The organism is Roseateles sp. 22389 (assembly GCF_052044995.1).
Lineage (GTDB): Bacteria > Pseudomonadota > Gammaproteobacteria > Burkholderiales > Burkholderiaceae_C > Roseateles.
This window is the reverse complement of sequence record NZ_JBQEOF010000013.1, coordinates 114,064-139,971: the sequence shown is the minus strand read 5'-3', so window position 1 is coordinate 139,971 and position 25,908 is coordinate 114,064. Positions and strand designations below refer to the sequence as shown.

Annotated in this window: 27 protein-coding genes and 1 pseudogene; 22 read left to right on the top strand and 6 right to left on the bottom strand. The window is 69.6% G+C overall.

The window, feature by feature from the left end:
- Positions 1-81: 81 nt before the first annotated feature.
- Positions 82-825 (top strand): metallophosphoesterase family protein, encoded by a 744-nt coding sequence (locus ACTJKJ_RS18435; RefSeq protein ID WP_297380260.1) that lies wholly within the window; start codon positions 82-84, stop codon positions 823-825.
- Here ACTJKJ_RS18435 and ACTJKJ_RS18430 read toward each other — a convergent pair.
- Positions 810-1,907: a Uma2 family endonuclease gene (locus tag ACTJKJ_RS18430; protein ID WP_297380264.1), complete on the bottom strand. Its 1,098-nt coding sequence runs from the start codon at positions 1,905-1,907 to the stop codon at positions 810-812. The genes ACTJKJ_RS18435 and ACTJKJ_RS18430 overlap by 16 nt on opposite strands.
- 166 nt (positions 1,908-2,073) lie before the next feature.
- Positions 2,074-3,034 (bottom strand): annotated as a pseudogene (locus tag ACTJKJ_RS18425) (FAD-dependent monooxygenase); the annotation flags it as partial.
- Between the two features lie 83 nt (positions 3,035-3,117).
- On the opposite strand from ACTJKJ_RS18425, the gene ACTJKJ_RS18420 reads away from it, so the two are divergent.
- Both ACTJKJ_RS18420 and ACTJKJ_RS18415 read left to right on the top strand, forming a co-directional pair.
- Positions 3,118-3,642: a MarR family winged helix-turn-helix transcriptional regulator gene (locus ACTJKJ_RS18420; protein WP_297380266.1), complete on the top strand. Its 525-nt coding sequence runs from the start codon at positions 3,118-3,120 to the stop codon at positions 3,640-3,642.
- The gene (locus ACTJKJ_RS18415) at positions 3,639-4,634 is read left to right on the top strand and encodes a Bug family tripartite tricarboxylate transporter substrate binding protein (RefSeq protein WP_297380269.1); all 996 of its coding nucleotides are present in this window, start codon (positions 3,639-3,641) and stop codon (positions 4,632-4,634) included. The genes ACTJKJ_RS18420 and ACTJKJ_RS18415 overlap by 4 nt, the downstream gene beginning before the upstream one ends.
- Here the strand turns inward: ACTJKJ_RS18415 and ACTJKJ_RS18410 are convergent.
- Together ACTJKJ_RS18410 and ACTJKJ_RS18405 are read right to left on the bottom strand one after the other, a co-directional pair.
- Positions 4,556-4,783: a hypothetical protein gene (locus ACTJKJ_RS18410; protein ID WP_297380272.1), complete on the bottom strand. Its 228-nt coding sequence runs from the start codon at positions 4,781-4,783 to the stop codon at positions 4,556-4,558. The genes ACTJKJ_RS18415 and ACTJKJ_RS18410 overlap by 79 nt on opposite strands.
- A 39-nt stretch (positions 4,784-4,822) precedes the next feature.
- On the bottom strand, positions 4,823-6,256 hold the full coding sequence (locus tag ACTJKJ_RS18405) for a cytochrome P450 (protein ID WP_297380275.1): 1,434 nt from the start codon (positions 6,254-6,256) through the stop codon (positions 4,823-4,825).
- Positions 6,257-6,367: 111 nt separating this feature from the next.
- Between ACTJKJ_RS18405 and ACTJKJ_RS18400 the strand changes: the two genes are divergently transcribed.
- Together ACTJKJ_RS18400 and ACTJKJ_RS18395 are read left to right on the top strand one after the other, a co-directional pair.
- Positions 6,368-7,258 (top strand): helix-turn-helix domain-containing protein, encoded by an 891-nt coding sequence (locus ACTJKJ_RS18400; RefSeq protein ID WP_297380278.1) that lies wholly within the window; start codon positions 6,368-6,370, stop codon positions 7,256-7,258.
- A gap of 93 nt (positions 7,259-7,351) precedes the next feature.
- Positions 7,352-9,223, top strand: coding sequence for an ATP-binding cassette domain-containing protein (locus ACTJKJ_RS18395; protein WP_297380280.1), 1,872 nt, complete (start codon positions 7,352-7,354; stop codon positions 9,221-9,223).
- A 156-nt stretch (positions 9,224-9,379) separates the two neighbouring features.
- Here ACTJKJ_RS18395 and ACTJKJ_RS18390 read toward each other — a convergent pair whose 3' ends face one another.
- Positions 9,380-10,165 (bottom strand): fumarylacetoacetate hydrolase family protein, encoded by a 786-nt coding sequence (locus ACTJKJ_RS18390; protein ID WP_297380283.1) that lies wholly within the window; start codon positions 10,163-10,165, stop codon positions 9,380-9,382.
- Between the two features lie 101 nt (positions 10,166-10,266).
- Here ACTJKJ_RS18390 and ACTJKJ_RS18385 point away from each other — a divergent pair, with 101 nt between their 5' ends.
- Entirely contained in the window at positions 10,267-10,743 is a 477-nt protein-coding gene (locus ACTJKJ_RS18385; RefSeq protein WP_440821309.1) for an energy transducer TonB family protein, read from the top strand.
- A gap of 76 nt (positions 10,744-10,819) precedes the next feature.
- On the opposite strand, the gene ACTJKJ_RS18380 is transcribed toward ACTJKJ_RS18385, so the two are convergent.
- Positions 10,820-12,259: a PLP-dependent aminotransferase family protein gene (locus ACTJKJ_RS18380; protein ID WP_440821329.1), complete on the bottom strand. Its 1,440-nt coding sequence runs from the start codon at positions 12,257-12,259 to the stop codon at positions 10,820-10,822.
- A gap of 119 nt (positions 12,260-12,378) precedes the next feature.
- Between ACTJKJ_RS18380 and ACTJKJ_RS18375 the strand changes: the two genes are divergently transcribed.
- The 16 genes from ACTJKJ_RS18375 to atpD all read left to right on the top strand — a co-directional run bounded on the left by ACTJKJ_RS18375 (position 12,379) and on the right by atpD (position 25,772).
- Positions 12,379-13,593 (top strand): aminotransferase-like domain-containing protein, encoded by a 1,215-nt coding sequence (locus ACTJKJ_RS18375; protein ID WP_297380288.1) that lies wholly within the window; start codon positions 12,379-12,381, stop codon positions 13,591-13,593.
- On the top strand, positions 13,590-14,045 hold the full coding sequence (locus tag ACTJKJ_RS18370; protein ID WP_440821308.1) for a GNAT family N-acetyltransferase: 456 nt from the start codon (positions 13,590-13,592) through the stop codon (positions 14,043-14,045). Before ACTJKJ_RS18375 ends, ACTJKJ_RS18370 begins: the two co-directional genes overlap by 4 nt.
- A gap of 105 nt (positions 14,046-14,150) precedes the next feature.
- Positions 14,151-14,990 (top strand): PhzF family phenazine biosynthesis protein, encoded by an 840-nt coding sequence (locus ACTJKJ_RS18365; protein ID WP_440821307.1) that lies wholly within the window; start codon positions 14,151-14,153, stop codon positions 14,988-14,990.
- A gap of 10 nt (positions 14,991-15,000) precedes the next feature.
- On the top strand, positions 15,001-15,642 hold the full coding sequence (locus ACTJKJ_RS18360; RefSeq protein ID WP_440821306.1) for a VOC family protein: 642 nt from the start codon (positions 15,001-15,003) through the stop codon (positions 15,640-15,642).
- The gene (locus ACTJKJ_RS18355; protein ID WP_440821305.1) at positions 15,642-16,379 is read left to right on the top strand and encodes an alanyl-tRNA editing protein; all 738 of its coding nucleotides are present in this window, start codon (positions 15,642-15,644) and stop codon (positions 16,377-16,379) included. The genes ACTJKJ_RS18360 and ACTJKJ_RS18355 overlap by 1 nt, the downstream gene beginning before the upstream one ends.
- Complete coding sequence (locus ACTJKJ_RS18350) at positions 16,376-17,023, top strand: glutathione S-transferase C-terminal domain-containing protein (RefSeq protein ID WP_440821304.1); 648 nt, start codon at positions 16,376-16,378, stop codon at positions 17,021-17,023. The genes ACTJKJ_RS18355 and ACTJKJ_RS18350 overlap by 4 nt, the downstream gene beginning before the upstream one ends.
- Before the next feature lie 74 nt (positions 17,024-17,097).
- Entirely contained in the window at positions 17,098-17,589 is a 492-nt protein-coding gene (locus ACTJKJ_RS18345; RefSeq protein WP_091728426.1) for a GNAT family N-acetyltransferase, read from the top strand.
- 67 nt (positions 17,590-17,656) lie between these two features.
- Positions 17,657-18,601, top strand: a complete 945-nt coding sequence (locus tag ACTJKJ_RS18340; protein WP_297380300.1) for an SMP-30/gluconolactonase/LRE family protein — start codon at positions 17,657-17,659, stop codon at positions 18,599-18,601.
- 289 nt (positions 18,602-18,890) lie between these two features.
- Complete coding sequence (locus ACTJKJ_RS18335) at positions 18,891-19,454, top strand: ATP synthase subunit I (protein WP_297380302.1); 564 nt, start codon at positions 18,891-18,893, stop codon at positions 19,452-19,454.
- A 15-nt stretch (positions 19,455-19,469) separates the two neighbouring features.
- A complete protein-coding gene (gene atpB, locus ACTJKJ_RS18330) occupies positions 19,470-20,339 on the top strand; it encodes a F0F1 ATP synthase subunit A (protein WP_297380304.1) in 870 nt (289 codons plus the stop codon).
- 77 nt (positions 20,340-20,416) lie between these two features.
- A complete protein-coding gene (gene atpE / locus ACTJKJ_RS18325) occupies positions 20,417-20,686 on the top strand; it encodes a F0F1 ATP synthase subunit C (protein ID WP_091728411.1) in 270 nt (89 codons plus the stop codon).
- A gap of 36 nt (positions 20,687-20,722) precedes the next feature.
- Positions 20,723-21,193: a F0F1 ATP synthase subunit B gene (locus ACTJKJ_RS18320; RefSeq protein ID WP_147239847.1), complete on the top strand. Its 471-nt coding sequence runs from the start codon at positions 20,723-20,725 to the stop codon at positions 21,191-21,193.
- Positions 21,194-21,195: 2 nt separating this feature from the next.
- Positions 21,196-21,729 (top strand): F0F1 ATP synthase subunit delta, encoded by a 534-nt coding sequence (locus ACTJKJ_RS18315; RefSeq protein ID WP_091728405.1) that lies wholly within the window; start codon positions 21,196-21,198, stop codon positions 21,727-21,729.
- Positions 21,730-21,820: 91 nt separating this feature from the next.
- Entirely contained in the window at positions 21,821-23,374 is a 1,554-nt protein-coding gene (atpA, locus tag ACTJKJ_RS18310; protein WP_091728401.1) for a F0F1 ATP synthase subunit alpha, read from the top strand.
- Between the two features lie 59 nt (positions 23,375-23,433).
- Complete coding sequence (gene atpG, locus ACTJKJ_RS18305) at positions 23,434-24,309, top strand: F0F1 ATP synthase subunit gamma (protein WP_091728397.1); 876 nt, start codon at positions 23,434-23,436, stop codon at positions 24,307-24,309.
- Between the two features lie 50 nt (positions 24,310-24,359).
- Positions 24,360-25,772 (top strand): F0F1 ATP synthase subunit beta, encoded by a 1,413-nt coding sequence (gene atpD, locus ACTJKJ_RS18300; RefSeq protein ID WP_091728394.1) that lies wholly within the window; start codon positions 24,360-24,362, stop codon positions 25,770-25,772.
- The last annotated feature ends 136 nt before the right edge of the window (positions 25,773-25,908 follow it).

Below are 25,908 nucleotides of genomic sequence, written 5' to 3'. Positions count from 1 at the left end.
TGCGTTTGCCGCCGCGTGTGGCGCCCGGCGCCCGGTTGCTCGCCGGTCGCTGGCGGATGAACGAGAGCACCGGAGAGTCCAATGCGTATCGCCCTGCTGTCCGACATCCACGGCAACCTGCCCGCGCTGGAGGCCGTCGTGGCCGACCTGCGCCCGCGCGGCGTGGACACGATCGTCAATCTCGGGGACATCCTGTCCGGTCCGCTGCTGCCGCTGGAGACGGCGCGCTACCTGATGGCCCAGGACTGGCCGACGATCGCCGGGAACCATGAGCGGCAGCTGCTGGCGATCACGGCGGCGAAGCCGGGCGGTGCCTCGGACCGTTTCGCTCGGGAGTGCCTGGGCGAGGCGGAACTCGACTGGCTGCGCGCGCTGCCGGCGACGCTGCGGCTCAACGACGAGGTGTTCCTGTGCCACGGCACGCCGCGCCGGGACATCGAGTACTTCCTCGACTCGCAGGTCGGCGAGCGCCTGGTGCTCGCGTCGGCGGAAGAGGTCACCGAGCGCCTCGCCGAGGAGCGATCCGAGCTGGTCTGTTGCGGCCATACGCACATTCCCCGGGTGCTGCGCAGTGCGCGCGGGCAATGGCTGGTGAATCCGGGGAGCGTGGGCTTGCAGGCCTGGGATGACGATCACCCCGAGCCGCACGTCGCGGAGATGGGATCGCCGGATGCGCGCTATGCCATCGTGGAGAAGACGGTGCAGGGATGGCGGGTGACGTCGATCAGCGTGCCGTATGACCACGAAGCCGCTGCGCGGATCGCGGTCCGCAATGGGCGTGAAGATTGGGCGAGGTGGTTGAGGACGGGCTACGCGGCGGCTTGATTGCTCGCCGCGATACGTTCGTAGATGACCTCGGCGGGAATGGTGAGGTCCAGGGATTCCAAGTGAAGCGGCGCATCGCCGATGGACGGATGGCGCGACCACCGGCCATCGGATTCCCGGCGGTGAAGATCGATGCGGCGGCGGACATGGTCGACCAGCACGTACTCCCGCAAGGAAGGAATCCGGAAGTAGGCCTGCGCCTTCTCGGTCCGATCGAAGCGCTGCGTCGAGACCGACAGCACCTCGATGACAAGGATGGGCGCCAGCATCCACCGCTGATGCCCGCTGATCCGCTCGCAGGTGACGACGACGTCAGGATAGAAATAGGTGCCGATGGGATTCAGCACCGCCGCGTTCTCCGAGAAGACGCGGCAAGGGCTGCCTCGCAGATGCTGATGCAGGCTCGCGGCGAGATTCATGCACGCCGTGCCGTGGTCGAGGCGAGCGCCGGTCATCGCCAGGATCTGACCGTGGAAGAACTCGTGCCTGCGTCGCTGAAGGTCTTCCCATGCGCAGAACTCCTCGAGGGTGAGCCTGACATCTGGCTGGTCAAGGCCGGCGAACACGGCGGCCACGGGGAAGGCGATCCCTTGGAAATCGAGGCGCACCTCGCCGCCCGCCTCGTGGTGGGTCGCGGTCCATCCGCCTGACGCGTTTCGCCGCTCCACGCTGACCCTTCGGGTGCCACGGTCGACGATCAACAGCTCCTGCATGGTGTTGATGCGCCGTAAGGCGCCCAGACGCATGGCGTCGGCGATGCCGGGCGTCGCGGAGGGAAAGGTACAGGCGAACGCCGGAGAGAGGCACTCGTCGGATCGAGCGAAGAACACGTCCGGCCGGACCACATCGAGACGGGTGGCGATCACGGGTTCAGCGCCCAGGCAGGCGGCCCAAGGTGACTCCTCGCCCGACGCCGCCTGGATCACCGAAGTCAGATTGACCAGCAGGCGGAAGAAGGCGGAATCGCGCGGCGGCAGCGGACGAGGGTGGCCATCGATGAGTTCATGGGCCTCTTCCTGCAGCGCTTGCCATTGAAGGAACTCGTCCGAGGTCATCGGCTGCTCGACATGGAGGTAGGACATTCGCCACTCCTGCAACTGCGTGAGGAAAGCTGGCGATTCTTCGGAAGCCGCTGTTCGGCGTCTGCCACCTCGATCAGCATGAAATCCGGCCCTCGTCCCCGATGGAGGGCGCTTGGGTGACTGGAACGAAGGGGCTGGTTCCGCGCGCTAGCGGGGCGAGGGGCAGCGCGGTATCCCCCATCGCCGCCTGCCGATGCCCCGCCACCGCCTTGTAGCGCTTGACGAAGGCGTCGACTTCCGCGCGATCGATCACGTCCTCGAGCCGCGCGAAGCCGTCCGGCGCCCGTTCCTCGACCATGTCGAGGATGTAGTCCAGCCCCTCCTGCCGATTGAGTTCGACGATGCGCGCGCACATCGGCCGGCGCTCGGCCTCGTAGTTCGCGAGCGCCGTCTCCACGCGCCGCTCCTCGCGCAGCGCCCTGGCGATCGCCGCGGCATCGAGGATCGCCTGCGTCGCGCCATTCGAGCCGATCGGGTACATCGGATGCGCCGCGTCGCCCAGCAGCGTGATGCGCCCATGCCGCCAGCGCGGCAGCGGATCGCGGTCGACCATCGGCCACTCCAGCAGCTGCGTCGCGCCCCGGATCACGCCGGGCACGTCCAGCCACGGGAAGCGCCAGCCGCCGAAGGTCGGCATGAGGTCGTCGATCGAGCCCGGCTTGTTCCAGTCCTCGCGCCCCGGCGCCGTCAGGCCGCCGCCCAGGCCGTCCTCGCGCAGCCGGCGGTCGCAGATCCAGTTGATCAGCTGCAGCCCGTCCGGCCGCGGCGGCGCGATCGGATAAACGACGAACTTCGCGCGCCGATGCCCCGCCTGCACCATCGTCCGGCCGTCCAGGAACGGGCGTGCCAGCGAGGTGCCGCGCCACATCAGCTGCTGCAACTCGCCGCGGTGCACGCTGAACTGCGGATGGCTGTAGCCGCCGGCCGGGCCGCGCACATCCTCGTAGATCGTCTGCCCGTGACGGTTGGCGAAGACCAGCGCCGAAGTCGGCACCGCCATCGACGCCCAGCGGCTTGAGTTCGGCAGCGGCTTCGCAGACCGTCACGCGGTGGCCGTCGCGTTGCAGCGCCAGAGCGGCGGCCAGTCCGCCGATGCCGCCGCCGGCGATCAGGATGTCGAAGGCCATGGGCTCTCCGGGCTCCAGGGGAATCGATCGGGTCAGGGTAAGCGAGATAGTTGCGCTATGCAACAGTATCTAAGCTCATTGCCATGAGTCGTACCCGCTCGCCCAAGACCGTCGCCGAGCCGCCTGGCGGCCCGCTGCTGCCCGTTCCCGGGCTGGACTACGGGGTGCTCGACGAGCTGCTCGGCTATGCGCTGCGCCGGGCGCAGATCGCTTTGTACGTGGACTTCTACCGCGCCACCGCCGGCCTGGACGTGAGTCCGCCGCGCTTCGCGGCGCTGGTGCTCGTGGGCCGGAACCCGGGCATGCGGCAGGGACTGCTGGCGCAGGCGATGGGCCTGCACCGCAGCGGCGCGCTGCGCCTGACCGACTGGCTGACCGCCCGCGGCTGGGTGGAACGCCAGGACGATGCCGAGGACGCCCGCAGTTGGGGGCTGTTCCTGACGGCGGCCGGCAAGCGCAAGCTGGCGGAGATCGAGCGCCGCGTGCGCGCGCACGACGAGCGCCTGATGCGCGGCCTGGGCGACCGCGCCGCGCCGCTGAAGGTGGACCTCGAGCGGCTGGCCGCGATGGCGGCGGCCAACAACAACGACGACGGAGACAAGCGATGAACGACCCTGAACGACTGCTCACCCGCCGCGATGCCGGCCTGCTGCTCGGCGCCGCGTTGGCCGGGCTGGCCGGACCGCTGCGCGCGCAGACCGCGGCGATGCCGCGCATCCTAGTCGGCTTCCCCGCCGGCGGCTCCACCGACGTGATCGCGCGCCGGCTCTCCGAGGCCTGGCGCGGCCGGCTGGCCGAGGCGGTGCTGGTCGAACAGCGCGTCGGCGCGGGCGGACGCCTGGCGGTGGCTGCGCTCAAGGACGCGCCGGCGGACGGCGGCACGATGCTGCTGAGCCCGTCCTCGATGTTCACCATCTATCCGCATGTCTATCGCAAGCTGGCCTACAAGGCGGAGAGCGACGCGATCGCGGTCTCGCCGATCTGCAACGCGACCTGCGGCTTCGGCGTCGGACCGATGGTGCCGTCGTCGGTAAAGACGCTCGGCGACTTCGTCGCCTGGGCCAAGGCGCATCCGGAGCAGTCGTCCTACGCCTCGCCCGCCGCCGGCGCGATGCCGCACTTCCTCGGCGACCAGTTCAAACGCGCCGCCGGCATCACGCTCGCCCACGTGCCGTACCGGGGCGCGGCGCCCGGGCTGCAGGACCTGATGGGCGGCCAGATCGCCTCGGGCTGCTTCATCCTCGGCGACTTCCTGCCCCACCTGGCCAGCGGCCGGCTGCGCATCCTGGGCGTGACCGACCATGAGCGCTCGCGCTTCACCCCCGAGGTGCCGACCTTCGCCGAACAGGGCTTCAAGGGCATCGTCGGCTTGGAAAGCTACGGGATCTTCCTGCCGTCGAAGACGCCGGCCGCCGTCGTCGACAAGGTCTTCGACCTGATCCGGGTCGCGCTGCGCGAGAAGCAGGTCGTGGACGGCCTGGCCAAGCTGGGGTTCGAGCCGCTGGCGATGGCGCCGGCGGACTACGCGCGGCGGCTGGCGGCCGAGCGCGCGCAGTGGGGGCCGATCGTGCAGGCGTCCGGCTTCTCTTCCGACGACTGAGCGAGCCGCCGCCAGGCGAAGAGCGCCAGCGGGATCGCCAGCGCCGACAGCGCCGACAGCGCCAGCGCGAGCAGGCCGACCTCGGCGACCGCGTAGGCGCCGAAGGCCGCTACCAGGGCCCACAGCAAAGCCCCGGTCGAGGCCGCCACGCTACGGGCCCGACCGGCGGTCGTCCACGAATAAAAGATTCAGCGCGGCAGCAGCCGCAGGCGAAGGGGCGTGGCCGGGCGCAGCGTGATGTTGAGCACCGGCTCGGGCGCGGGCGCTCCGGGCTCGGGCGCGAGGCGATACCGTTGCAGCACCATCGCGGCGATCAGCGTGATCTCCATCAGCGCGAAGTGGCTGCCCAGGCACACCCGGGGCCCGGCGCCGAAGGGCATCCAGGCGCCGCGCGGGATCTCGCGATGGCCGGCCGCCGGATCGAAGCGCTCCGGGCGGAAGGATTCCGGCTCGTCGAACCAGCGCGGGTCGCGCTGGATCAGGCCGGGTGTCAGGCGCAGCATCGCCCCGCGCGGCAGCCGCAGGCCGGCGATGTCCAGCGGCTGCGTGGTCCGGCGCGAGAACAGCGCCGGCGCCGGCGGGAACAGCCGCAGCGTCTCCTTGATGCACAGGCTCAGCCAGGGCAGCCGCGTCAGGTCCGCCGCCCCGGGCTCACGACCGCCGAGCACCGCGTCCACCTCGTCGGCCGCGCGCCGCTGGGCGTCGGGGTGGGCGGCCATGCACCAGCCCCACCAGGTCAGCGCGGCGGCGCTGGTCTCGTGGCCGGCCAGGAAGGTCGTCATGCATTCGTCGCGCAGGGCGGTGTCGTCGAGTGGCGCGCCGTGCTCGTCGCGCAGCGCCATCAGCATGGCCAGCAGGTCGTCCGGCGCCGGCGCGCCCTGGCGGGCATGCTCGCGCCGCATCGCGAGGTGACCGCGGATCAGCCCGTCCAGCGATCGCAGCGCGCGGCGCTTGCCCCGCTTCCAGGGCGCCCACAGCGGCGCGCTGACCGGCACGTACATCTCGCCCATCGCGACCTTGCCGAGCTCGTGCACGGCCCAGGCCGCCTCGGCCACCGTCGCGTCGCCCTCGCCGGCGGAGAACAGCGTCCGCAGGATCACGTCCATCGTGAGCAGCGTCATGAGCGACTCGAAGTCGAGCGTCACGGCCCGGGCCTCGCCCGAGCCGCCGGCCGAGCTGCCGTTCGAGCCGCCGTTCGAGCCGATGGCCGCGTCGGGCAGGCGTTCCAGCGCGCGCAGCGCGGCCTCGACCATCAGCGGCACGAAGCCGGTCACCCGCTGCGGCGAGAAGCCCGGCTGCAGCAGCTTGCGCTGGCGCTGCCACGCGGGCCCCTCGGCCACCAGCACGCTATGGCCGTGCGCATCCGCGAAGACCGCGGTCGCGCGCTCCCAGCGGATCAGCCCGTCGTGGCCGGTGATCAGCAGCTCGCGCACGTGGTCGGGATGGAAGAAGCAGAAGTCGTCCAGGCCGAGCAGCCGCTGGTGGACCACGTCGCCATAACGTCGCTGCAGGTGGCGGAGATGGCCCAGGTAGTCACGGCGCAGCGCGAGGACCTCGGGCAACCCGCCCCAGCGGGTGGGAGGACCAGGAATGGGAACGGGGATCGGCAGGACATGGCTCATGGGAGGGCATCGTGGCGGCGACCCGGCGCCTCGTCTTGAATCGAAGCGACATGACAGGGGCTTCGAGTGAGCACCATCGCCGGGGACGCGACGCGCCTAGACTGCGGCGCCATGGACGCCTCCCTCCACCCCGGCACCATCGCCCGCCTGCGCATCCCTTCGCGCGCGCTGGAAGGCTGCGTGTATGCCTACCTGTGGCGCGACCTCGCCGGAGAGGTGACGGACCCATCGGCGCCCGCGCTCACCGAGGCGCAGTGCCAGAGCTGGTTCCCCGCCACGCCGCTGTGCGGTCTGAGCTGGACGCTCAGCGGCCGCGTGCGTGAGCTGGGCCTTGGCGGCGAGCCTGGCGACTGGCTGCCGGCCGGCGTGCTTGGCGGACCGCGCAGCGGGCCGCGGCGCTTCCAGTCGACACCGGACGGCCGGGCCTTCATGGTCGCGATCCGGCCGGAGGCTCTGCAGGCGATGACCGGCCTGGACATCGGCGCGCTGAAGGACCGCATGGTGCCGCTGTCGGTCATCGACGATCCGGCCTGGCGCGCGCTCGACGCGGCGATGCGCGACGCCGGCGACGAAGCGACGGCGCGTCGCACGCTCGAGGCCTTCCTGCTGCCGCGCTGGCGGACGGTACGCGCGGCGGTGCTAGCCGACGATCCGACGCCGCGCGGTTACGCCGGCTGGATGCAGCGCCTGGCCCTGCGCGCGATCGCGGCGGGGCACGGGCGCAGCGTCCGCCAGGCCGAGCGTCGCATCAAGCAGTGGAGCGGCCAGAGCCTGCGCGCGCTGCGGCTGGTCAGCCGCGCCGAGGCGGCCTTCCACGAGGTGCGCCGGCTCGACCAGGACGACGACGCCGTGATCTGGAGCGCCCTGGCCCAGGACCACGGCTACGCCGACCAGGCGCACCTGTGCCGCGAGACCCGGCGCCTGAGCGGCTTCAGCCCCGAGGAACTGCGCCGCCGCGTCGCCGAGGAGGAGGCCTTCTGGGCCTACCGCGTCTGGGTCTGACCGCCGCAGCGCCCGGGTGTGACTCCCTCGCCCCCGGGAGGGGGAGAGGGCCGGGGTGAGGGGGCGTCCCCGCCCATCGAGGACAATCCCCCGATGGCTGTCCTTTCCCTCTCCAACGCCCACCTCGCCTTCGGCCATGTGCCGCTGCTCGACGGCGCGAATTTCTCCCTCGAAACCGGCGACCGCGTCGGCCTGATCGGCCGCAACGGCACCGGAAAATCCTCGATGCTGAAGGTCCTTGCCGGCCTCGAGAAGCTCGACGACGGTCTGCTGCAGCTCGAGAAGGGCCTGACCAGCGTCTACGTGCCGCAGGAACCCGAGCTGCGCCCCGAAGCCACCATCTTCGACGTCGTCAGCGAAGGCGTGGCCGAGGCCAAGGCGCTGCGCGCCCGCTACGAGGCGCATGACGAGAACGACGACCTCGGCTGGGTCCAGGAGCGCATCGAGCAGATCGGCGCCTGGAACTGGGAACAGCGCGTCGACGAGACGCTGCACCGCCTGGACCTGGACGGCGAACGCCGGGTCGGCGAGCTGTCGGGCGGCCTGAAGAAGCGGGTCGCGCTGGCCCGCGCGCTGGTCGCGCAGCCCGACGTGCTGCTGCTGGACGAGCCCACCAACCACCTGGACCTGGACGCGATCCGCTGGCTGGAGGAGCTGCTCAATGGCTTCAAGGGCTCGCTGCTGCTGATCACCCACGATCGCGCCTTCCTGGACAACGTGGCCAACCGCATCGTCGAGCTCGACCGCGGTCAGCTGCGCGGCTACCCCGGCAACTTCGCCGCCTTCCAGGCCGCCAAGGCCTATGAGCTGGAGAACGAGGCGCTGGCCAACGCGCGCTTCGACAAGCTGCTGGCGCAGGAGGAGGTCTGGATCCGCAAGGGCGTCGAGGCCCGCCGCACCCGCAGCGTCGCGCGCGTGCAGCGCCTGCATGAAATGCGCGCCGAGCGCCACGCGCGCCGCGACGTGCAGGGCAAGGTGCGGCTGGACGTGGCCACCGGCGAGTCCAGCGGCAAGATCGTCGCGGAGCTGGAAAACGTCTCCAAGCGCTTCGGCGACCGCCTGATCGTCGACGGCTTCACCGGCACCATCCTGCGCGGCGACAAGGTCGGCCTGATCGGCCCCAACGGCGCGGGCAAGACCACGCTGCTGAAGATGATCCTGGGCGAGCTGCCGCCCGACAGCGGCACCGTGCGCCTGGGCACCAAGATGACGGTCGCCTACTTCGACCAGATGCGCGACGCGCTCAACCTCAACGCCACGCTGGCCGACACCATCAGCCCGGGCAGCGAGTGGATCGAGATCGGCAACCAGCGCAAGCACGTCAAGAGCTACCTGGGCGACTTCCTGTTCTCGCCGGCGCGCGCGGACTCGCCGGTCTCCAGCCTGTCCGGCGGGGAGCGCAACCGGCTGCTGCTGGCGCGGCTGTTCGCGCGGCCGGCCAACGTGCTGGTGCTGGACGAACCGACCAACGACCTGGACATCGAGACCCTGGAGCTGCTCGAGGAACTGCTCGCCGAGTACGACGGCACCGTGTTCCTGGTCAGCCACGATCGGCGCTTCCTGGACAACGTCGTGACCTCGACCATCGTCAGCGAGGGCGCCGGCAAGTGGCGCGAGTACGAAGGCGACGTCGAGGACTGGCTGCAGCAGTCGCAGCGCGCGGCGGAGATCAAGGCGCGCCAGGCGCCGGCCGCGGCGCCGGCTCCGGCGCCCGCCCCCGCACCGGCGCCCGTCGTCGCGACCAAGCGCAAGCTCAGCTACAAGGAGCAGCGCGAGCTCGACGAGATCCCCGCCCGGATCGGCGCGCTGGAGACCGAGCAGAAGCACCTGCAGGCGCTGCTCAACAGCACCGAGCTCTACCAGCAAGGGGCCGCCAAGATCACCGAAGTCACCAACCGGGCGGCGGAGATCGACGATGAACTGCTCGCGTTGATGGAGCGGTGGGAAGCGCTCGAGGCGAAGTGAGGGAGGCGGCCGGACTGGTGGCAACGAACTCGGCGCCCGGACTGCCAGCACCGAGCGCGGCACTGCCAGGGCATGGGGGCTCCCTCCTGGACCCCCAAGCCCTGTCCGCGCCCCGAGACGTCACCGCGTGCGGCGGATTTGCGACCGAGGGGTGCGTCAGGACTTGACGGTGAGGTCGCCGAGACCGGCGTAGCGCGCCGTCACCGTCACCCCCTTCGACAACTTCGTGGCGACGCGCCAGGAACCCGTCGTGACGACACTGCCCGCCGGCACGGTCTGGCCAGTGCGCGTCGCCGCTTGAAGCCATCCGGCCACGACCCAGGCGGGATCGTTCAGGCCATGACCGCCGGTACCCGCCATCGGCGCCTGGTCGCCGACGATCAGCTCGCAGGGCTGGTTCGCCCAGTCGTGGCCCGGCTTCCACGCTTGCCAGGGGCCCAGCGCCAGTGCGCCATGCGTCTGCGCATCGGCCAGGCGCAGCAGGTTGTCGGCGCCCAGGCCACGCTGCCAGCGCGAACCCAGCCACTCGACGGCGACGCACATCGCATCGATCAGGTGCTCGGCTAGGCCGGGCACCAGCGCCGCGGCCATCTCGGGCGTCACGTCGCGCCCGAGGCGCAGCGCGATCTCGGCCTCCGCGCCGATCAAGGACAGGTCACCGAAGTCGCCGCCGTTGCGCAGGCCGCGCACCTCGCGGGCGCGAAGGGGCGGCAGCGGCGAACTGCCCAGCGCGCCATCGCGTGACGAGCCGCCGCACTTCCAGAACTGCACGCGTCCCGGCGCCAGCCAGTCGAGCCGCTGCGCGAGCTCGGCCTGCGCCGCGTAGGCGGCGGCCTCGTCGGGGAGCGACCAGGCGGTGTCGTCCAGCAGCGTGTCGTCGGACCAGGCCTGGGCGAGCGCGGCGCCCAGGTCGGCGGGGGAGGAGGGGCTAGGGATGGTCATGAGCGCGGATCTTAGGCGCCGCCGCTAGCATCCGGCCCGACAAGGACACACCACGTCGGGCGAGCCTCGCGCGACAGGGAACACGGCCAGGGAGGCCCCAGATGATCGATCGCTCCGGATCCGCGGCGCGCGCCGCCGCGTTGCTGCTGTCCGCGCTGCTCGCGGCCTGCGCCACGCAGCCGCTCAATCCGTTCGGCCGCGCGTACGACGAGGAGAACGTGCTGAAGCCCGGCCCGCTCGCCGGCTGCAAGGGCAACTACGACGTCCCGCCCTACCTCGAGTTCGGCAGCAAGACCATGTATCCGGCCACGCAGCATATGAACGCGTACAGCGGCGACGTGGTCGTCGAGTTCCGCGTCGACGCGCAGGGACGGGTCACGCCGCTGACGGCCGCCGAGGGCCCAGCCCGCGCGTTCATCAACCACAACAACCTGGCGATGAAGGACTGGCGCGTGCGGCCGGCCACCTGGTGGGGCACGCCGGTCGAGGTGGTCTGCCGGCTGCAGCAGAGCTACCGGATCATCGGCCCATACGCGCCGGTCCGCGAGGACAACGCGCCGCCGCCCGAGCGCCGCTGACGGTGCTCGTCGCGTCGCCGCGGGGGCGCGTCATCGCGGGTCATCCGTCGTGGCGTCATCGGCGGCCGATCGCGGCTCAGCGCCGGAGCGCCTCGCGGGCGCGCTCCAAGGCGTGCCAGAACTTCGGGTCCTGCGAGGTCGCGAAGTTGATGCGCATCAGCGTGCCCGGCGTGCGGGTCGGGCTGAAGAGGATGCCGGGCGCGATCAGCCAGCCCTGGTCCATCATCGCGGGCGCGAGCCGCTCGGTGTCCACGCCCACGTCGACCCAGCCGAACAGGCCGGCCGGCGTCGCGGCGAAGCGGCAGCCCGCGTCCTCGGCCAGCCGCACGCAGCGCTGGCGGGCCGTGGCCAGGCGCGAAGCGATCCGTTCCGCGTGCTTGCGCAGCAGGCCCTGCTCCAGGCACAGCGCCACCGCGCGGTCCATCAGCGGGCTGGTGGTGAGCGAGGCCAGCAGCTTGAGCTCGGTCAGCCGCGCCATGCGGTCCGCGCTGACCGCGACGAAGCCGACCCGCCACGCCGGCGACAGCATCTTCGAGAAACCCGAGACGTAGATCGTGCGGCGCAGCTGGTCCAGCGCCGCCAGGCGCGGCGCGTGATTGGGCGCGAACAGCGCGTAGGTGTCGTCCTCGACGATCAGCAGGTCATGCTCGTGCGCCAGCTGCAGCACCTGATGCGCGTGCGCGAGGTCCAGCGTCGCGCCGGTCGGGTTGTGCAGCACCGACACCGTGACGTACATCCGCGGCCGGTGTTCCTCGATCAGCCGGCGCATCACGCCGATGTCGGGCCCCTGCGCGCCGCGCGGCACCGGCAGCAGCCGCATGCCGGCCTGCGACAGCCGCGCGTACTCGATCGCCCAGCCCGGGTCGTCGACCAGCACCGCGTCGCCAGGCTTGAGGAAGGCGCGGGTGATCAGGTCCAGCCCGTGGGTCGCGCCGACGGTGCTCATGATCTGGTCCGGCGCCGCCTGGATCGCGATGTCCAGCAGCCGCCGCGACAGCGCGCGGCGCAGGCGCTCGTCCCCGAGGGGCTCGCCGTAGCCCGACAGCAGCGCGTCGTCCGCATTGGCCGCGAGCCGGCGCAGCGTCGACTGCAGCAGGCCCAGGTCCAGCCACTCCGCCGGCAAGGTGCCCAGGCCCGGCGAGCGCCGCGCGTCGGCCTGGAACATGCCGCGGATCAGCGCGCTGGCGTCGACCGGCGGCGGCAGCGGCGCCGGCGCGGGCTCGATCGCCAGCGGCGCGCGCGGCGGGGTGCGGGTTTCGCGAACGAAAAACCCTCGCTTCTTGCGCGCCTCGAGCAGGCCCTGGGCCAGCAGCTGGTCGTAGGCCGCGACCACGGTGTACGGGCTGACGCCGTGGTGCCGCGCGCAGTCCCGCACCGACGGCAGCCGCGCGCCCGGCAGCAGCAGCCGCTGCTGGATGCGCGCCGCGAAGCGCTGCGCCAGCTGCTGCGCGAGCGGCTGGCTGGCGTTGCGGGAGAGGGTGACCGGCGCGACATTCACGCTGGAGCTGGCGCTCATGCCGGCGTTGGCTGTGCTGGTGTCCATGCCAATACAGATGATGCGGTGGTATGGCTCAGTGTATTGGTTCTGTGCTGGTCGACCCCTTAGACTGGCCCGCTCAACCGGAGACAACCCCCATGAACCGCAGTCCCTGGACGCAAGCCCGCCGCGCCGCGCGCATGAACCCGTCCATCATCCGAGAGATCCTGAAGGTCACCGAGAAGCCTGGCGTGCTGTCGATGGCGGGCGGCCTGCCCAGCGCGGACACCTTCCCGGTCGAGGCCATCAAGACCGCCTGCGACCGGGTGCTGACCCACAACGCCAAGGAGGCGCTGCAGTACGCCGCCAGCGAAGGCTTCGCGCCGCTGCGCGAGTGGGTCGCGGCCAAGGTCGCGACGCTGGGGATCCAGGCCTCGCCGGACCAGGTGCTGATCACCAGCGGCTCGCAGCAGGGACTGGATCTGGTGGGCAAGCTGCTGTGCGACGCCGGCGCGCCGGTGGCCGTCGAGACCCCGACCTACCTCGGCGCACTGCAGGCCTTCACGCCCTACGAGCCGATCTTCGCCAGCCTGGCCAGCGACGACGAAGGCCCGCTGCCTTCGGCCATCGAGGCGCTGCCGCACGACGCGCCGGGCACGCGCTTCGCCTACCTGCTGCCGAACTACCAGAACCCGACCGGCCGCGTGATGAGCGCCCAGCGCCGCGAGGCCGTCGTCGCGGCCGCGCGCAAGGCCGGCGTGCCCATCGTCGAGGACAACCCCTACGGCGACCTCTGGTTCGACCAGCCGCCGCCGGCTTCGCTGAGCTCGCTGTGGCCCGAGGGCAGCATCTACCTGGGCTCGTTCTCCAAGGTGCTGACGCCGGGCTTCCGGCTGGGCTACATCGTCGCGCCCAGCGAGATCTATCCCAAGCTGCTGCAGGCCAAGCAGGCGGCCGACCTGCACACGCCGGGCTTCAACCAGCGCGTGGTGCACGAGGTGATCAAGGGCGGCTTCCTGGACGAGCACGTGCCCAAGATCCGCGCCCGCTACAAGGCCAATCGCGACGCGATGGCCAAGGCGCTGGCCGAGTGCCTGCCGCCCGGCTGCGAGTGGCAGGTGCCCGAGGGCGGCATGTTCTTCTGGATCCGCCTGCCCGAGGGCCTGGACGCGATGACGCTGCTGCCGCGCGCCGTCGACGCCGGCATCGCCTACGTGCCGGGCGCCGCGTTCTATGCGCACCAGCCCGATCCGCGCACGCTGCGCCTGTCCTTCGTGACGCTGACGCCGGACCTGATCGCCGAGGGCGTCGACAAGCTCGGACGCGTGCTGCACGAGGCGCTCGCGCTGACGACCGCCGAAACCACGCCATGAGCGACGCGCGCCCGCCGCTGCCCTTCGAGCCGGTGCTCGACGAGCACTGGACCGAGGCCGACCTGGACGTGATCCACGGCTTCATCGGCCGCACCTACTGGGCGGCCGGCATCCCGCGCGACACGATGCGCCGCGCGATGGCGGGCTCGCTGAACCTGCTGCTGCGCGGACCGTGCGGCGCGGTGGTGGGTTACGCCCGCGTGGTCACCGACCGCGCCACCTTCGCCTACCTGTGCGACGTCTTCGTGCTCGAGGACTGGCAGGGGCGGGGGCTGGGCGACTGGCTGATCGCGCGGGTCGTCGCGCATCCGGCGCTGCAGGGGCTGCGACGCTTCTCGCTGTTCACCAAGGACGCGCATGCGCTGTATGCGCGCCACGGTTTCCAGCCGCTGGCGGCGCCGGACCGCGGCATGGAGCGGCTCCGTCCCGACGTCTACCGCGCCGCCCCCTGAGGCCGGCGTAGGGGCGATGTCCCCTGTTTCTGGCACCCGATGCCGCCTGTCACTCGCACGTCAGGCGGGGCGGGCCGACTTCACCGTTCTCGATCGAGGGTCTTCATGTCCGAACTCCGCCGTTTTGTCCAGGTCGACGTCTTCACCGCCGAGGCGCTGAAGGGCAACCCGCTGGCCGTCGTCGTCGACGGCGCGGGCCTGGACGAGGCCACCATGGCCGCCTTCGCCCGCTGGACCAACCTGTCCGAGACCACCTTCCTGCTGCCGCCGACGGATCCCGGCGCGGACTACCGCGTCCGCATCTTCACGCCGGGCGGCGAGCTGCCGTTCGCCGGCCATCCGACGCTGGGCGCGGCCCATGCCTGGCTGGCCAGCGGCGGCGATCCGAAGCAGCCCGGCGAGGTCGTCCAGCAGTGCGAGATCGGGCTGGTGCGCATCCGGCGCGACGGCGGCCGGCTCGCCTTCGCGGCGCCGCCGCTCAAGCGCGAGGGGCCGGTCGAGCCGACCCTGCGCGCGCAGGCGCTGAAGGCGCTGCGCCTGGACGAAGCGGCGCTGCTGGACCTGGTGTGGGTCGACAACGGCCCGCAGTGGATGGCGGCGCGGCTGCGCTCGGCCGAGGCGGTGCTGGCGCTGCAGCCGGACTTCGTCGCGATGGACGGCCTGAAGCTGGGCGTCGTGGGCGCTTATCCTGCGGGTTCGCCACAGCAATTTGAGGTCCGGGCCTTCGTGCCCGGACTCGGCGTTCCGGAAGACCCGGTCACGGGCAGCCTGAACGCGGGTCTGGCACTATGGCTGCAGGGCGCCGGTCTGGCGCCTGATCGCTATGTGGCCGCCCAGGGCGCCGCCCTCGGGCGCGCCGGCCGGATCCATGTGGCACGCGAAGGCGGACATTGCTGGATTGGCGGCGATGTCACGCCGTTGATCCACGGTCAGGTGAGGTTGTGAAGCCATGAGCATGGAAGTCGATCATCTCGTTGTCGCCGCGAACACCCTGGAGGAGGGGCGCGCCTGGTGTGAACGTGTCCTCGGGGTCACGCCGCAACCCGGCGGGCGCCATGCGCTGATGGGCACGCACAACCTGCTGCTCAACATCAGCGCGCCGCCAGCGTATCCCCGCTGCTATCTGGAAATCATCGCCATCGATCCCGAGGCGCCGGATCCCGGCCGGCCCCGCTGGTTCGACCTGGACCAGCCCGCCGTGCGCGAGCGCCTGGCGCAGGAGGGCACGGCGCTGCTGCACTGGGTGGCGCGCGTGTCCAGCCTGGATGCGACGCTGGCCACCTGGTCCGGCGAGGGCATCGATGCGGGCGAGGCCGTCGAGGCCGGGCGCGGCGACCTGCGCTGGCGCATCGCGCTGCGCGAGGACGGCCGCCGGCTGCGCAAGGAAGGCCTGCCGGTGCCGATCGAGTGGCAGGGCGACGCCCATCCCACCGACAAGCTGCCCGAAAGCGGCGTCCAGTTGCTGAGCTTCGAAGCGCGCGACGGCCTGCGCGCCGAGCTCTCGACGCCCAAAGGCACGGTCGAGCTGGAGGCGATCGAAGGCACCTTGTCCGATGCGCCGACGCAGTCGGGTGATCTCGACGACGTGCTGGCCTGATGGGCACCCAGGACCTGTTCCGTGAGGACGCGCAGTTGCGCGAGTGCGAGGCGACGCTGCTGCGCGCCGACGAGCGCGGCCTGCTGCTCGACCGCACGGTGTTCTATCCGCAGGGTGGCGGCCAGGCCGGCGACGCCGGCACGCTGACGCTGCCCGGCGGACGCGAGCTGGTGATCGCCGACACCCGCAAGGGCGAGGGCGGCGAGATCCTGCACCTGCCCGCGCCGGATCAGGACCTCGCCGGCCTGGAGGTCGGCACGCCGGTGACGGCCCGCATCGACTGGCAGCGCCGCCACGCCCACATGCGCTTCCACACCGCGACCCACCTGCTGTGCGCGCTGGTGCCGCATCCGGTCGACGGCTGCTCGATCACGGCGGGCTACGCGCGCTTGGACTTCCACATGACCGACGCGCTCGACAAGGACGCGCTGACAGCGGGCATCGCCCGGCTGGTGGCCGAGGCGCGCCCGGTCAGCCACAGCTGGATCAGCGATGAGGAACTCGACGCGAATCCCGGACTGGTCCGCAGCATGAGCGTCCAGCCGCCGCGCGGCTCGGGCCGGGTGCGCGTGCTCAAGATCGACGGCGTCGACCTGCAGCCCTGCGGCGGCACGCATGTGGCCAACACGGCCGAAATCGGCGCGGTCGTCGTCACCAAGATCGAGAAGAAGTCGGCGAAGACGCGTCGCGTGGTGCTCGGCTTCGCCAGCGACGCCGCCGCGGCGCCTTCGGCATGAGCGCGCTGCGCGTGCTCGGACGCGCGGCGTCCATCAACGTGCGCAAGGTGCTGTGGACCGGCGTCGAACTGGGCCTGGACCTGGTGCGCGAGGACGTCGACGTCAAGGCTGATGCCTTCCGCGTGCTCAATCCCAACGCGATGATGCCGGTGCTCATCGATGCGCAGGCGGGTCCGGGCGCTGACGCCGGCACGCCGTTCTCGATGTGGGAAAGCAACAGCATCTGCCGCTACCTCGCCCGCCGCGAGGGCCGCGAGGACCTGCTGCCCGACGAGCCGCGGCGTCGCGCGCTGGTCGAGATGTGGATGGACTGGCAGGGCGGCGAGCTGAACAACAGCTGGCGTTACGCCTTCATGGCCCTGGTGCGCAAGAGCCCGCTGCATCAGGACCCGGCGCAGATCGAGGCCGGCATCGCCCATTGGAACCGGCACATGACGATGCTCGACGGGCAGCTCGAGCGCTCGGGCGGGCCCTACGTGCTGGGCGCGACCTTCACCCTGGCGGACGTGGTGCTCGGCTTGTCCGCGCACCGCTGGCACGCCGCGCCCATCGCGCATGCCAGCTTGCCGGCGGTCGACGCCTGGTACGAGCGCCTGCTGGCGCGCCCGGGATTCGCCCTGCACGGTCCGGCCGCGGGCCCCTGAGCGCCGTCGTCCTCGACGCCGCTCTCCAATCCGAGCGCTTGAACGCGGGAGCGGCCTCGCTACACTCGCCCGCTGTGGACACCCCTGATATACGACTGATCTGCCCCGATTCGCCTGCGTTGTGGGAAGAAGCGCGCGCGATCCTGCGCGAATACGCGCAGAGCCTGGACGTGGACCTCTGCTTCCAGGGCTTCGAGGAAGAACTGGCCTCGCTCCCCGGCGAATACGATGCGCCCCAGGGCACGCTGCTGCTCGCGCTGGTGGACGGACAGGTCGCCGGCTGTGGCGGGTTCCGGCCGCTCATGGACTCGGACTACGCCAACGCCTGCGAAATGAAGCGGCTCTTCATCCGCCCCGCGTTCCGTCGTTTCGGGCTGGGGCGCACGATGGCGCAGGCGCTGATCGATCGCGCCACGAGCGCCGGCTACTCCAACATGCTGCTGGACACGCTCGACGACATGGAGGCCGCGCGCGACCTGTACGAGAGCCTCGGCTTCGAAGAGATTCCGCCGTACTACTTCAATCCGATCGCCGGCGCCCATTACCTGAAGGTCGACCTGGCCTGATCGAGGCGCCCACCCCGTCGGCCGCGCGGTTTCCGGTTTCGCCGGGTTACCGGCATAGCATCGCGCCATGACCTCGCAGCCTCATGCCGACCCCACGACGTCCACGGACGAGTTCTTCCGCCTCGAGCCCGCGTCGCTGACGCCGGCGCTGCTCGGCGAGTCGCCGTTCTGGCATCCGCTAGAGCAATGTCTCTATTACGTCGACATCCCGGGCAAGGCGTTGTTCCGGCTCGACAGCGGCGCGGCGACGCCGACCCGCTGGGCGCTCAACGACGAGCCGGGCTGTGTCGTGCCGCTGGTGGGCGGCGGCCTGTTGATCCCGCAGCGCAACGGGCTGTGGCGCTTCGATCCCGCCACCGGCGAGTACCTGAAGCTGCTCGACCCGCCGTATGACGCCTCGAAGCGGCGCTTCAACGACGGCAAGGCCGACGCGCAAGGACGCCTGTGGGTCGGCACGATCGATGACGCGCGCCAACCCGAGTCGACGCTCTATTGCCTGCGCGAGGGTGTCTTCGTCCCGATGAAGGACGGCATCACCACTTCCAATGGCCTGGGCTGGAGCCCGGACGGCCGCTCGATGTACTGGGCCGACACCAAGGCGCACGAGATCTACCGCCTGGCCTTCGATGCCGCCAGCGGCGAGCTTGGCGAGCGCGAGGTGTTCGCGCGATTCGCGCCGCGCGGCGCCGACCAGCCGCTCGAGACCTATGGCGGCCGGCCCGATGGCGCGGCGGTCGACGTCGAGGGCGGTTATTGGGTCGCGATGATGGAAGGCCAGCAGCTGCTGCGCCTGTCGCCGTCGGGCGAGGTGCTGACTCGCGTCGAGCTGCCGGTGCGCTGCGCCACGATGCCGACCTTCGGTGGTGCGGACCTGCGCACCATCTTCGTCACCACTGCACGGGAAAAGCGCAGCGAGGCGGAACTCGCCGCCCAGCCCTGGGCAGGGTGCGTGCTCAAGATGCGGGTGCCGGTGGCCGGCCTGCCGGTGCAGTTCGCGCGCTGGCCGGGCTGAGGTCGACCGAGAGTGCTGTGGCGCCGTGGCGCCATGACGGGGCGGCCTGCGCCGATCGGGTCGAGGGCAATCCCGAGTGGCGGCAAAGGGGCAGGTGTTGCGTGCGCACCTCGCGCCCCGTCGTGGCGGACACCCCCGCCGGCCTCGATGAACACGGCGCGCGCCCGGCTATGCGGGCTTCGCACGGCCTGTCAAGTCGGCGCCGATGGGCCGCCGCCGCAGCCTGTTAAGGGTCTGTAAGGTCAGACCCCCTATAATCCCGTGGTTTTGCCGCTCGCCCCTTGAAGCCGTGAATCCCGATCCAGCGCGCGCATCCAATGCGCCGCCCGCCGAGCCGCTCCGGACCACTCCGCCCCATCAGGCGAAGGACCGAGGCGCCGCCAGCCAGGATCCCTGGGACGATGGAATCGAAGGAGATGCGGACGGCGAACCGGCTTTCAAGCCCCTGACGCGAGAACAAGCGCAGGACTTGCGGGCCCGGCTCCCGGCGATGTCGGTCTGGTCCTTGTTGATCTGGCAGGCGGCGGCGGGAGCGGTCATGGTCGCGCTGTGGGGTCTGCTGTCCCTGCAAGCCGACAAAACCTGGTCGGCGCTGTTCGGTGCCGCCTCGGTCGTCCTGCCGAACGCCCTGATGGCGTGGGGCATGACGCGGCGATCGGCGAGGGACGCGGGCACTCCGATGCTCACGTTCGCGGTCTGGGAGCTGGTGAAGATCATTCTGGCGGTCGCCATCCTGGTGGCGGTCGCCGCGGGTTTCCCGTCGTTGAGTTGGGCAGCGTTGCTCTCGACCCTCGTCGTGACCCTGAAGGCAAATTGGCTGGCCCTGCTTCGGCAGGGTCGAATCAGAAAATAGAGACGGAAAGCAACCATGGCAGCAGAAGGGCACGCGCCGACCTCGGGTGAATACATCACCCACCATTTGCAGCATTGGCAGAAGAACTTCCAGTTCGAGGACGTCAAGCAGGTCGACATCGTCGACTTCAGCGTCTTCAACTTCGATTCGCTCATTTATTCGACCGTGCTGGGCCTGCTCGCCGTGTTCCTGCTGTGGCGTGCCGCACGCAAGGCGCATGCCGGCGTACCGGGCCGCTTCCAGGCCGCCGTCGAGATCCTGGTCGAGATGGTGGACAACCAGGCCAAGGCCGTCATCCACAACGAGAAGAGCCGCAAGGTCATCGGCCCGGTCGCCCTGACCGTGTTCGTGTGGATCTTCTTCATGAACTTCATGGACATGCTGCCGGTGGACTGGCTGCCCACGCTGTTCACCAACTACGTCGCCCACGACGCGCACCACGCCTATCAGCGCGTCGTGCCGACCGCCGACCTGTCGACCACGCTGAGCATGTCCACGTTCGTGCTGCTGCTGGTGTTCTTCTACAGCTTGAAGATCAAGGGTCTGGGCGGCTGGGGCCATGAGCTGATCTCCGCGCCCTTCGGCGCGCACCCGGTGCTGTGGCCCTTCAACTTCGCCATGCAGGTCATCGAGTTCATCGCCAAGACGGTGTCTCATGGCATGCGGCTGTTCGGCAACATGTTCGCCGGCGAGCTCGTGTTCATGCTGATCGCCCTGATGGGCGGCGGCTGGGCCCTGACCGGCACCGGCATCGGCCTGGCCATCGGCCATGTGCTCGCCGGCACGGTCTGGACGCTGTTCCACATCCTTGTGATCACGCTGCAGGCCTTCATCTTCATGATGCTGACGCTGATCTACCTGGGCCAGGCGCACGACGCGCACTGATCCGGCTGGACACGGCTACTTCGATTTCCCGATTCCCTTTCCCTTTCCTTTTTATCTAACTCTCTCAGGAGCAAAACATGGAAAACATCCTCGGTCTGGTCGCTCTGGCTTGCGGCATCATCGTTGGTCTGGGCGCGATCGGCGCTTCCATCGGCATCGCGCTGATGGGCGGCAAGTTCCTGGAGTCCTCGGCTCGTCAACCCGAGCTGATGAACGAACTGCAAACCAAGATGTTCATTCTGGCCGGCCTGATCGACGCGGCCTTCCTGATCGGTGTCGCCATCGCGCTGCTGTTCGCGTTCGCCAACCCGTTCGCCGCCACCTTCCTGTCCACCATCGCTCGCTGATAGGCCCGTCCCTTTCACGACTGAAAGGATCGTGCCGTGAATATCAACGCTAGCCTTTTCATTCAGTGGATTCCGTTCGCCATCCTGGTGTTCGTCACGATGCGGTTCATCTGGCCGCCGATCGTGAAGGCGCTGGACGAGCGCGCGGAGCGAATCCGCACTGGCCTGGCGGCTGCTGACCAGGCGAAGGCCGAGCTGGCCAACGCCAACAAGAAGGTCGACGAGCAACTGGCGCAGACCCGCAACGAAACCACGAAGCTGCTGTCCGACGCCGAGAAGCGCGGCGCCGCCATCGTGGACGAAGCGAAGAAGCGCGCGGAGGACGAAGGCGCCAAGATCATCGCCGCTGCGAAGGCCGAGGCCGAGCAGCAGTCGGTGCGTGCCCGTGAGGCCCTGCGCGAGCAGGTCGCCGCACTGGCCGTCAAGGGCGCCGAGCAGATCCTGCAGCGCGAGGTCAATGCCAGCGTGCATGCCGAATTGCTGAACCGTCTCAAGACGGAGCTGTAATCATGGCTGAACTCGCAACCATTGCCCGTCCCTACGCCGAAGCGCTGTTCCAGGTCGCGTCCTCGCAGGACCTGAAGGCCTGGAACGAGCAGTTGGCCGCGCTGGCGCTCGTCGCCGGCGACAGCCAGCTGCGCCAGTTCGCCGAAGACCCGAAGGTGGGCACCGACCAGGTGTTCCAGGTCATGTCGGCGGCCAGCAAGCAGACGCTGCTGCCCGGCGTGCAGAACTTCCTGCGCGAGGTGATCGCCAACGGCCGCCTGTCGGCGCTGCCGGCGATGGTCCAGCAGTTCCACGAACTGGCCAACGCCGCTTCCGGCGTGTCCGATGCGCAGATCTTCAGCGCCTACCCGATCGAGCCGGCCCAGCTGGCCGACGTGGTCGCGTCGCTGGAGAAGCGCTTCGGTCGCAAGCTGCAAGCCCGCGTCGAGCTGGAGCCTGGCCTGATCGGCGGTATCCGTGTGGTGGTCGGCGACGAGGTGCTGGACACCTCGGTCAAGGCCCGCCTGGAACGCATGAAAGTGGCGCTGACGGCCTGAGGCGCAAGCCTCCGGTCCCAGCCCGACTGCCAAAGATCCCCCCGATTCACCCTGGTGTCCCGCTTCGGCGGGATGCCGTTGGGAGCAAGCAATGCAACTGAATCCCGCTGAAATTTCCGAACTGATCAAGAGCCGCATCGAAGGCCTTGGCGCGTCCACCGACGTGCGCAACCAGGGCACCGTGGTGTCCGTGTCCGACGGCATCGTGCGCGTGCACGGCCTGTCCGACGTGATGCAAGGCGAAATGCTGGAATTCCCGGCCGCCGCCGATGGCTCGCAGACCTTCGGTCTGGCGCTGAACCTGGAGCGCGACTCCGTCGGCGCCGTGATCCTGGGCGCCTACGAGCACATCGTCGAAGGCGACACCGTCAAGTGCACCGGCCGCATCCTGGAAGTGCCGGTCGGCCCCGAGCTGATCGGCCGCGTCGTGAACGCGCTGGGTCAGCCGATCGACGGCAAGGGCCCGATCAACGCCAAGATGACCGACGTCATCGAGAAGGTCGCCCCGGGCGTGATCGCCCGCAAGTCCGTCGACCAGCCGGTGCAGACCGGCCTGAAGTCGATCGACTCGATGGTGCCCGTCGGCCGTGGCCAGCGCGAGCTGATCATCGGCGACCGCCAGACCGGCAAGACCGCCGTGGCGATCGACGCGATCATCAACCAGAAGGGTCAGAACATGACCTGCGTGTACGTCGCGATCGGCCAGAAGGCTTCGTCGATCAAGAACGTCGTGCGCGCACTGGAAGCCGCCGGCGCGATGGAATACACCATCGTCGTCGCCGCCTCCGCGTCTGAATCCGCCGCGATGCAGTACGTGTCGGCCTACTCGGGCTGCACGATGGGCGAGTACTTCCGCGACCGCGGCCAGGACGCGCTGATCGTGTACGACGACCTGTCCAAGCAGGCCGTCGCCTACCGCCAGGTCTCGCTGCTGCTGCGCCGCCCGCCGGGCCGCGAAGCCTTCCCCGGCGACGTGTTCTATCTCCACAGCCGCCTGCTGGAGCGCGCCGCCCGCGTCAACGCCGAGTATGTCGAAGCCTTCACCAAGGGTGAAGTCAAGGGCAAGACCGGCTCGCTGACCGCGCTGCCGATCATCGAGACGCAAGCCGGCGACGTGTCCGCCTTCGTTCCGACCAACGTGATCTCGATCACCGACGGCCAGATCTTCCTGGAAACCAACCTGTTCAACGCCGGCATCCGTCCCGCGATCAACGCCGGTATCTCGGTGTCGCGCGTCGGTGGCGCTGCCCAGACCAAGCTGATCAAGTCGCTGTCCGGCGGTATCCGTACCGACCTGGCCCAGTACCGTGAGCTGGCCGCGTTCGCGCAGTTCGCCTCGGACCTGGACGCCGCGACCCGCAAGCAGCTGGACCGCGGTGCCCGCGTGACGGAACTGTTGAAGCAGGCGCAGTACAGCCCGCTGTCGATCAGCCTGATGGGCGCGTCGCTGTACGCGGCCAACAAGGGCTTCATGGACGACATCGAGGTCAAGAAGGTCCTGGCCTTCGAGCACGGCCTGCACCAGTTCCTGAAGACCTCGCACGCCGCCCTGCTGACCAAGCTGGAAAGCGACAAGGCCATGGACAAGGACGCCGAAGCCGAACTGAACGCCGCGATCACGTCGTTCAAGAAGTCCTTCGCCTAAAGCAACCATGACCGGGTCTCGCTGAAGTCAGGCAAGACCCGGCCCTCACAGGAGAAATCATGGCAGCAGGCAAGGAAATTCGCGGCAAGATCAAGTCGGTCGAGAACACCAAGAAGATCACCAAGGCCATGGAAATGGTCGCCGCTTCGAAGATGCGCAAGGCGCAGGATCGGATGCGCGCGGCCCGTCCGTACGCGGAGAAGGTCGGCAACATCGCCGCCAACCTGTCCAAGGCCAACCCCGAGTACCGTCATCCGTTCATGGTGTCGCATGCCGACGCCAAGACGGCCGGTTTCGTGGTGGTCACGACCGACAAGGGCCTGTGCGGTGGTCTGAACACCAACCTGCTTCGCGCGACGACCAGCAAGCTCAAGGAAATCGAGCAGGCGGGTCAGAAGGCGGAAGTGGTCGCGATCGGCAACAAGGGTCTGGGTTTCATGAACCGGATCGGCGCCAAGGTCGTCGCGCATGCGACGCAGCTCGGCGACAGCCCCCAGCTCGAGAAGCTGGTCGGCCCGGTCAAGACGCTGCTGGACGCTTACGCGGAAGGCAGGCTGTCGGCGGTCTATCTCTGCTACACGCGCTTCGTCAACACGATGAAGCAGGAGCCGGTGGTGCAGCAACTGCTGCCGCTGACGGCCGAGTCGCTGGAGACGGATGCCGCGGGTCACGCATGGGACTACCTGTACGAGCCCGATGCCCCGACGGTGATCAACGAACTGCTGGTGCGCTACACCGAAGCCCTGGTCTATCAGGCCGTGGCGGAGAACATGGCGTCCGAGCAATCGGCGCGCATGGTGGCCATGAAGGCCGCGACCGACAACGCCGGCACGCTGATCGGTGAGCTGAAGCTGGTCTACAACAAGACCCGCCAGGCCGCGATCACCAAGGAACTGTCGGAAATCGTCAGCGGCGCGGCCGCCATCAGCGGTTGATCCCGGCGATCGATCGCAGGCAACAGATTTGGAATTGAAGGAACGAAAAAATGGCTAACACTCAATCGGTGGGCAAGATCGTTCAGTGCATCGGCGCCGTGGTCGACGTGGAGTTCCCGCGCGACCAGATGCCGAAGGTGTTCGACGCCCTGAAGATGGAAGGCTCGGCCCTGACGCTGGAAGTGCAGCAGCAGCTGGGCGACGGCGTGGTCCGCACCATCGCGCTGGGCTCCTCCGACGGCCTGCGCCGCGGCACCGAGGTCTACAACACCGGCGACACCATCCAGGTGCCGGTGGGCCAGGCGACCCTGGGTCGCATCATGGACGTGCTGGGCAACCCGATCGACGAGCGCGGCGACGTGGCCCGCGACCAGGTCGCCTCGATCCACCGCAAGGCCCCGGCCTATGACGAGCTGAGCCCGTCGCAGGAACTGCTGGAAACCGGCATCAAGGTGATCGACCTGATCTGCCCGTTCGCCAAGGGCGGCAAGGTGGGTCTGTTCGGTGGCGCCGGCGTCGGCAAGACCGTGAACATGATGGAGCTGATCAACAACATCGCCAAGGCTCACTCGGGTCTGTCGGTGTTCGCGGGTGTCGGCGAGCGTACCCGTGAGGGCAACGACTTCTATCACGAGATGTCCGACGCGGGCGTCGTGAACCAGGACGACCTGAGCGCGTCCAAGGTCGCGATGGTCTACGGCCAGATGAACGAGCCCCCGGGCAACCGTCTGCGCGTGGCGCTGACCGGCCTGACGATGGCCGAGTCCTTCCGCGACGAAGGCCGTGACGTGCTGTTCTTCGTGGACAACATCTACCGCTACACGCTGGCCGGTACCGAAGTGTCCGCGCTGCTGGGCCGCATGCCGTCCGCGGTGGGCTACCAGCCGACGCTGGCCGAGGAAATGGGCCGCCTGCAGGAGCGGATCACGTCGACCAAGGTCGGCTCGATCACCTCGATCCAGGCCGTGTACGTCCCTGCGGACGACCTGACCGACCCGTCGCCGGCGACGACCTTCGCCCACTTGGACGCCACCGTGGTGCTGTCGCGCGACATCGCCTCGCTGGGCATCTACCCGGCCGTGGACCCGCTGGACTCGACCTCGCGTCAGATCGACCCGAACGTCATCGGCGAAGAGCACTACAACACGACGCGCTCGGTGCAGTCGGTGCTGCAGCGCTACAAGGAACTGCGCGACATCATCGCGATCCTGGGCATGGACGAGCTGTCGCCGGAAGACAAGCTGGCCGTGGCCCGCGCCCGCAAGATCCAGCGTTTCCTGTCGCAGCCGTTCCACGTCGCGGAAGTGTTCACCGGCTCGCCCGGCAAGTACGTCCCGCTGAAGGAAACCATCCGCGGCTTCAAGATGATCGTCAACGGCGAGTGCGACCACCTGCCGGAACAAGCGTTCTACATGGTCGGCACGATTGACGAGGCCTTCGAGAAGGCCAAGAAGATCCAGTAAGACGTCGCAGACGGCGCGCTGGCGTCGTTGCCGTGCTCGCCGGACTCCCAGTCCGGCTCCGCGCGGCGCCTAGCCAGCCCACCGTCTGCTCGCTTACTGGACCTTCTTCCCGCGGTGGCGAAGGCCTGCCGCGGCA

Bases quoted from the DNA above. Each gene is read 5' to 3' on its own strand.
- ACTJKJ_RS18435 (WP_297380260.1), top strand. From the start codon at position 82: ATGCGTATCGCCCTGCTGTCCGACATCCACGGCAACCTGCCCGCGCTG.
- ACTJKJ_RS18385 (WP_440821309.1), top strand. From the start codon at position 10,267: ATGATCGATCGCTCCGGATCCGCGGCGCGCGCCGCCGCGTTGCTGCTG.
- ACTJKJ_RS18360 (WP_440821306.1), top strand. From the start codon at position 15,001: ATGGAAGTCGATCATCTCGTTGTCGCCGCGAACACCCTGGAGGAGGGG.
- ACTJKJ_RS18430 (WP_297380264.1), bottom strand. From the start codon at position 1,907: ATGTCCTACCTCCATGTCGAGCAGCCGATGACCTCGGACGAGTTCCTT.
- ACTJKJ_RS18350 (WP_440821304.1), top strand. From the start codon at position 16,376: ATGAGCGCGCTGCGCGTGCTCGGACGCGCGGCGTCCATCAACGTGCGC.
- atpD (WP_091728394.1), top strand. From the start codon at position 24,360: ATGGCTAACACTCAATCGGTGGGCAAGATCGTTCAGTGCATCGGCGCC.
- atpB (WP_297380304.1), top strand. From the start codon at position 19,470: ATGGCAGCAGAAGGGCACGCGCCGACCTCGGGTGAATACATCACCCAC.
- ACTJKJ_RS18395 (WP_297380280.1), top strand. From the start codon at position 7,352: ATGGCTGTCCTTTCCCTCTCCAACGCCCACCTCGCCTTCGGCCATGTG.
- ACTJKJ_RS18415 (WP_297380269.1), top strand. From the start codon at position 3,639: ATGAACGACCCTGAACGACTGCTCACCCGCCGCGATGCCGGCCTGCTG.
- ACTJKJ_RS18375 (WP_297380288.1), top strand. From the start codon at position 12,379: ATGAACCGCAGTCCCTGGACGCAAGCCCGCCGCGCCGCGCGCATGAAC.
- ACTJKJ_RS18400 (WP_297380278.1), top strand. From the start codon at position 6,368: ATGGACGCCTCCCTCCACCCCGGCACCATCGCCCGCCTGCGCATCCCT.
- atpA (WP_091728401.1), top strand. From the start codon at position 21,821: ATGCAACTGAATCCCGCTGAAATTTCCGAACTGATCAAGAGCCGCATC.
- ACTJKJ_RS18340 (WP_297380300.1), top strand. From the start codon at position 17,657: ATGACCTCGCAGCCTCATGCCGACCCCACGACGTCCACGGACGAGTTC.
- ACTJKJ_RS18390 (WP_297380283.1), bottom strand. From the start codon at position 10,165: ATGACCATCCCTAGCCCCTCCTCCCCCGCCGACCTGGGCGCCGCGCTC.
- ACTJKJ_RS18420 (WP_297380266.1), top strand. From the start codon at position 3,118: ATGAGTCGTACCCGCTCGCCCAAGACCGTCGCCGAGCCGCCTGGCGGC.
- ACTJKJ_RS18405 (WP_297380275.1), bottom strand. From the start codon at position 6,256: ATGAGCCATGTCCTGCCGATCCCCGTTCCCATTCCTGGTCCTCCCACC.
- ACTJKJ_RS18365 (WP_440821307.1), top strand. From the start codon at position 14,151: ATGTCCGAACTCCGCCGTTTTGTCCAGGTCGACGTCTTCACCGCCGAG.
- ACTJKJ_RS18380 (WP_440821329.1), bottom strand. From the start codon at position 12,259: ATGAGCGCCAGCTCCAGCGTGAATGTCGCGCCGGTCACCCTCTCCCGC.
- atpE (WP_091728411.1), top strand. From the start codon at position 20,417: ATGGAAAACATCCTCGGTCTGGTCGCTCTGGCTTGCGGCATCATCGTT.
- ACTJKJ_RS18315 (WP_091728405.1), top strand. From the start codon at position 21,196: ATGGCTGAACTCGCAACCATTGCCCGTCCCTACGCCGAAGCGCTGTTC.
- atpG (WP_091728397.1), top strand. From the start codon at position 23,434: ATGGCAGCAGGCAAGGAAATTCGCGGCAAGATCAAGTCGGTCGAGAAC.
- ACTJKJ_RS18355 (WP_440821305.1), top strand. From the start codon at position 15,642: ATGGGCACCCAGGACCTGTTCCGTGAGGACGCGCAGTTGCGCGAGTGC.
- ACTJKJ_RS18370 (WP_440821308.1), top strand. From the start codon at position 13,590: ATGAGCGACGCGCGCCCGCCGCTGCCCTTCGAGCCGGTGCTCGACGAG.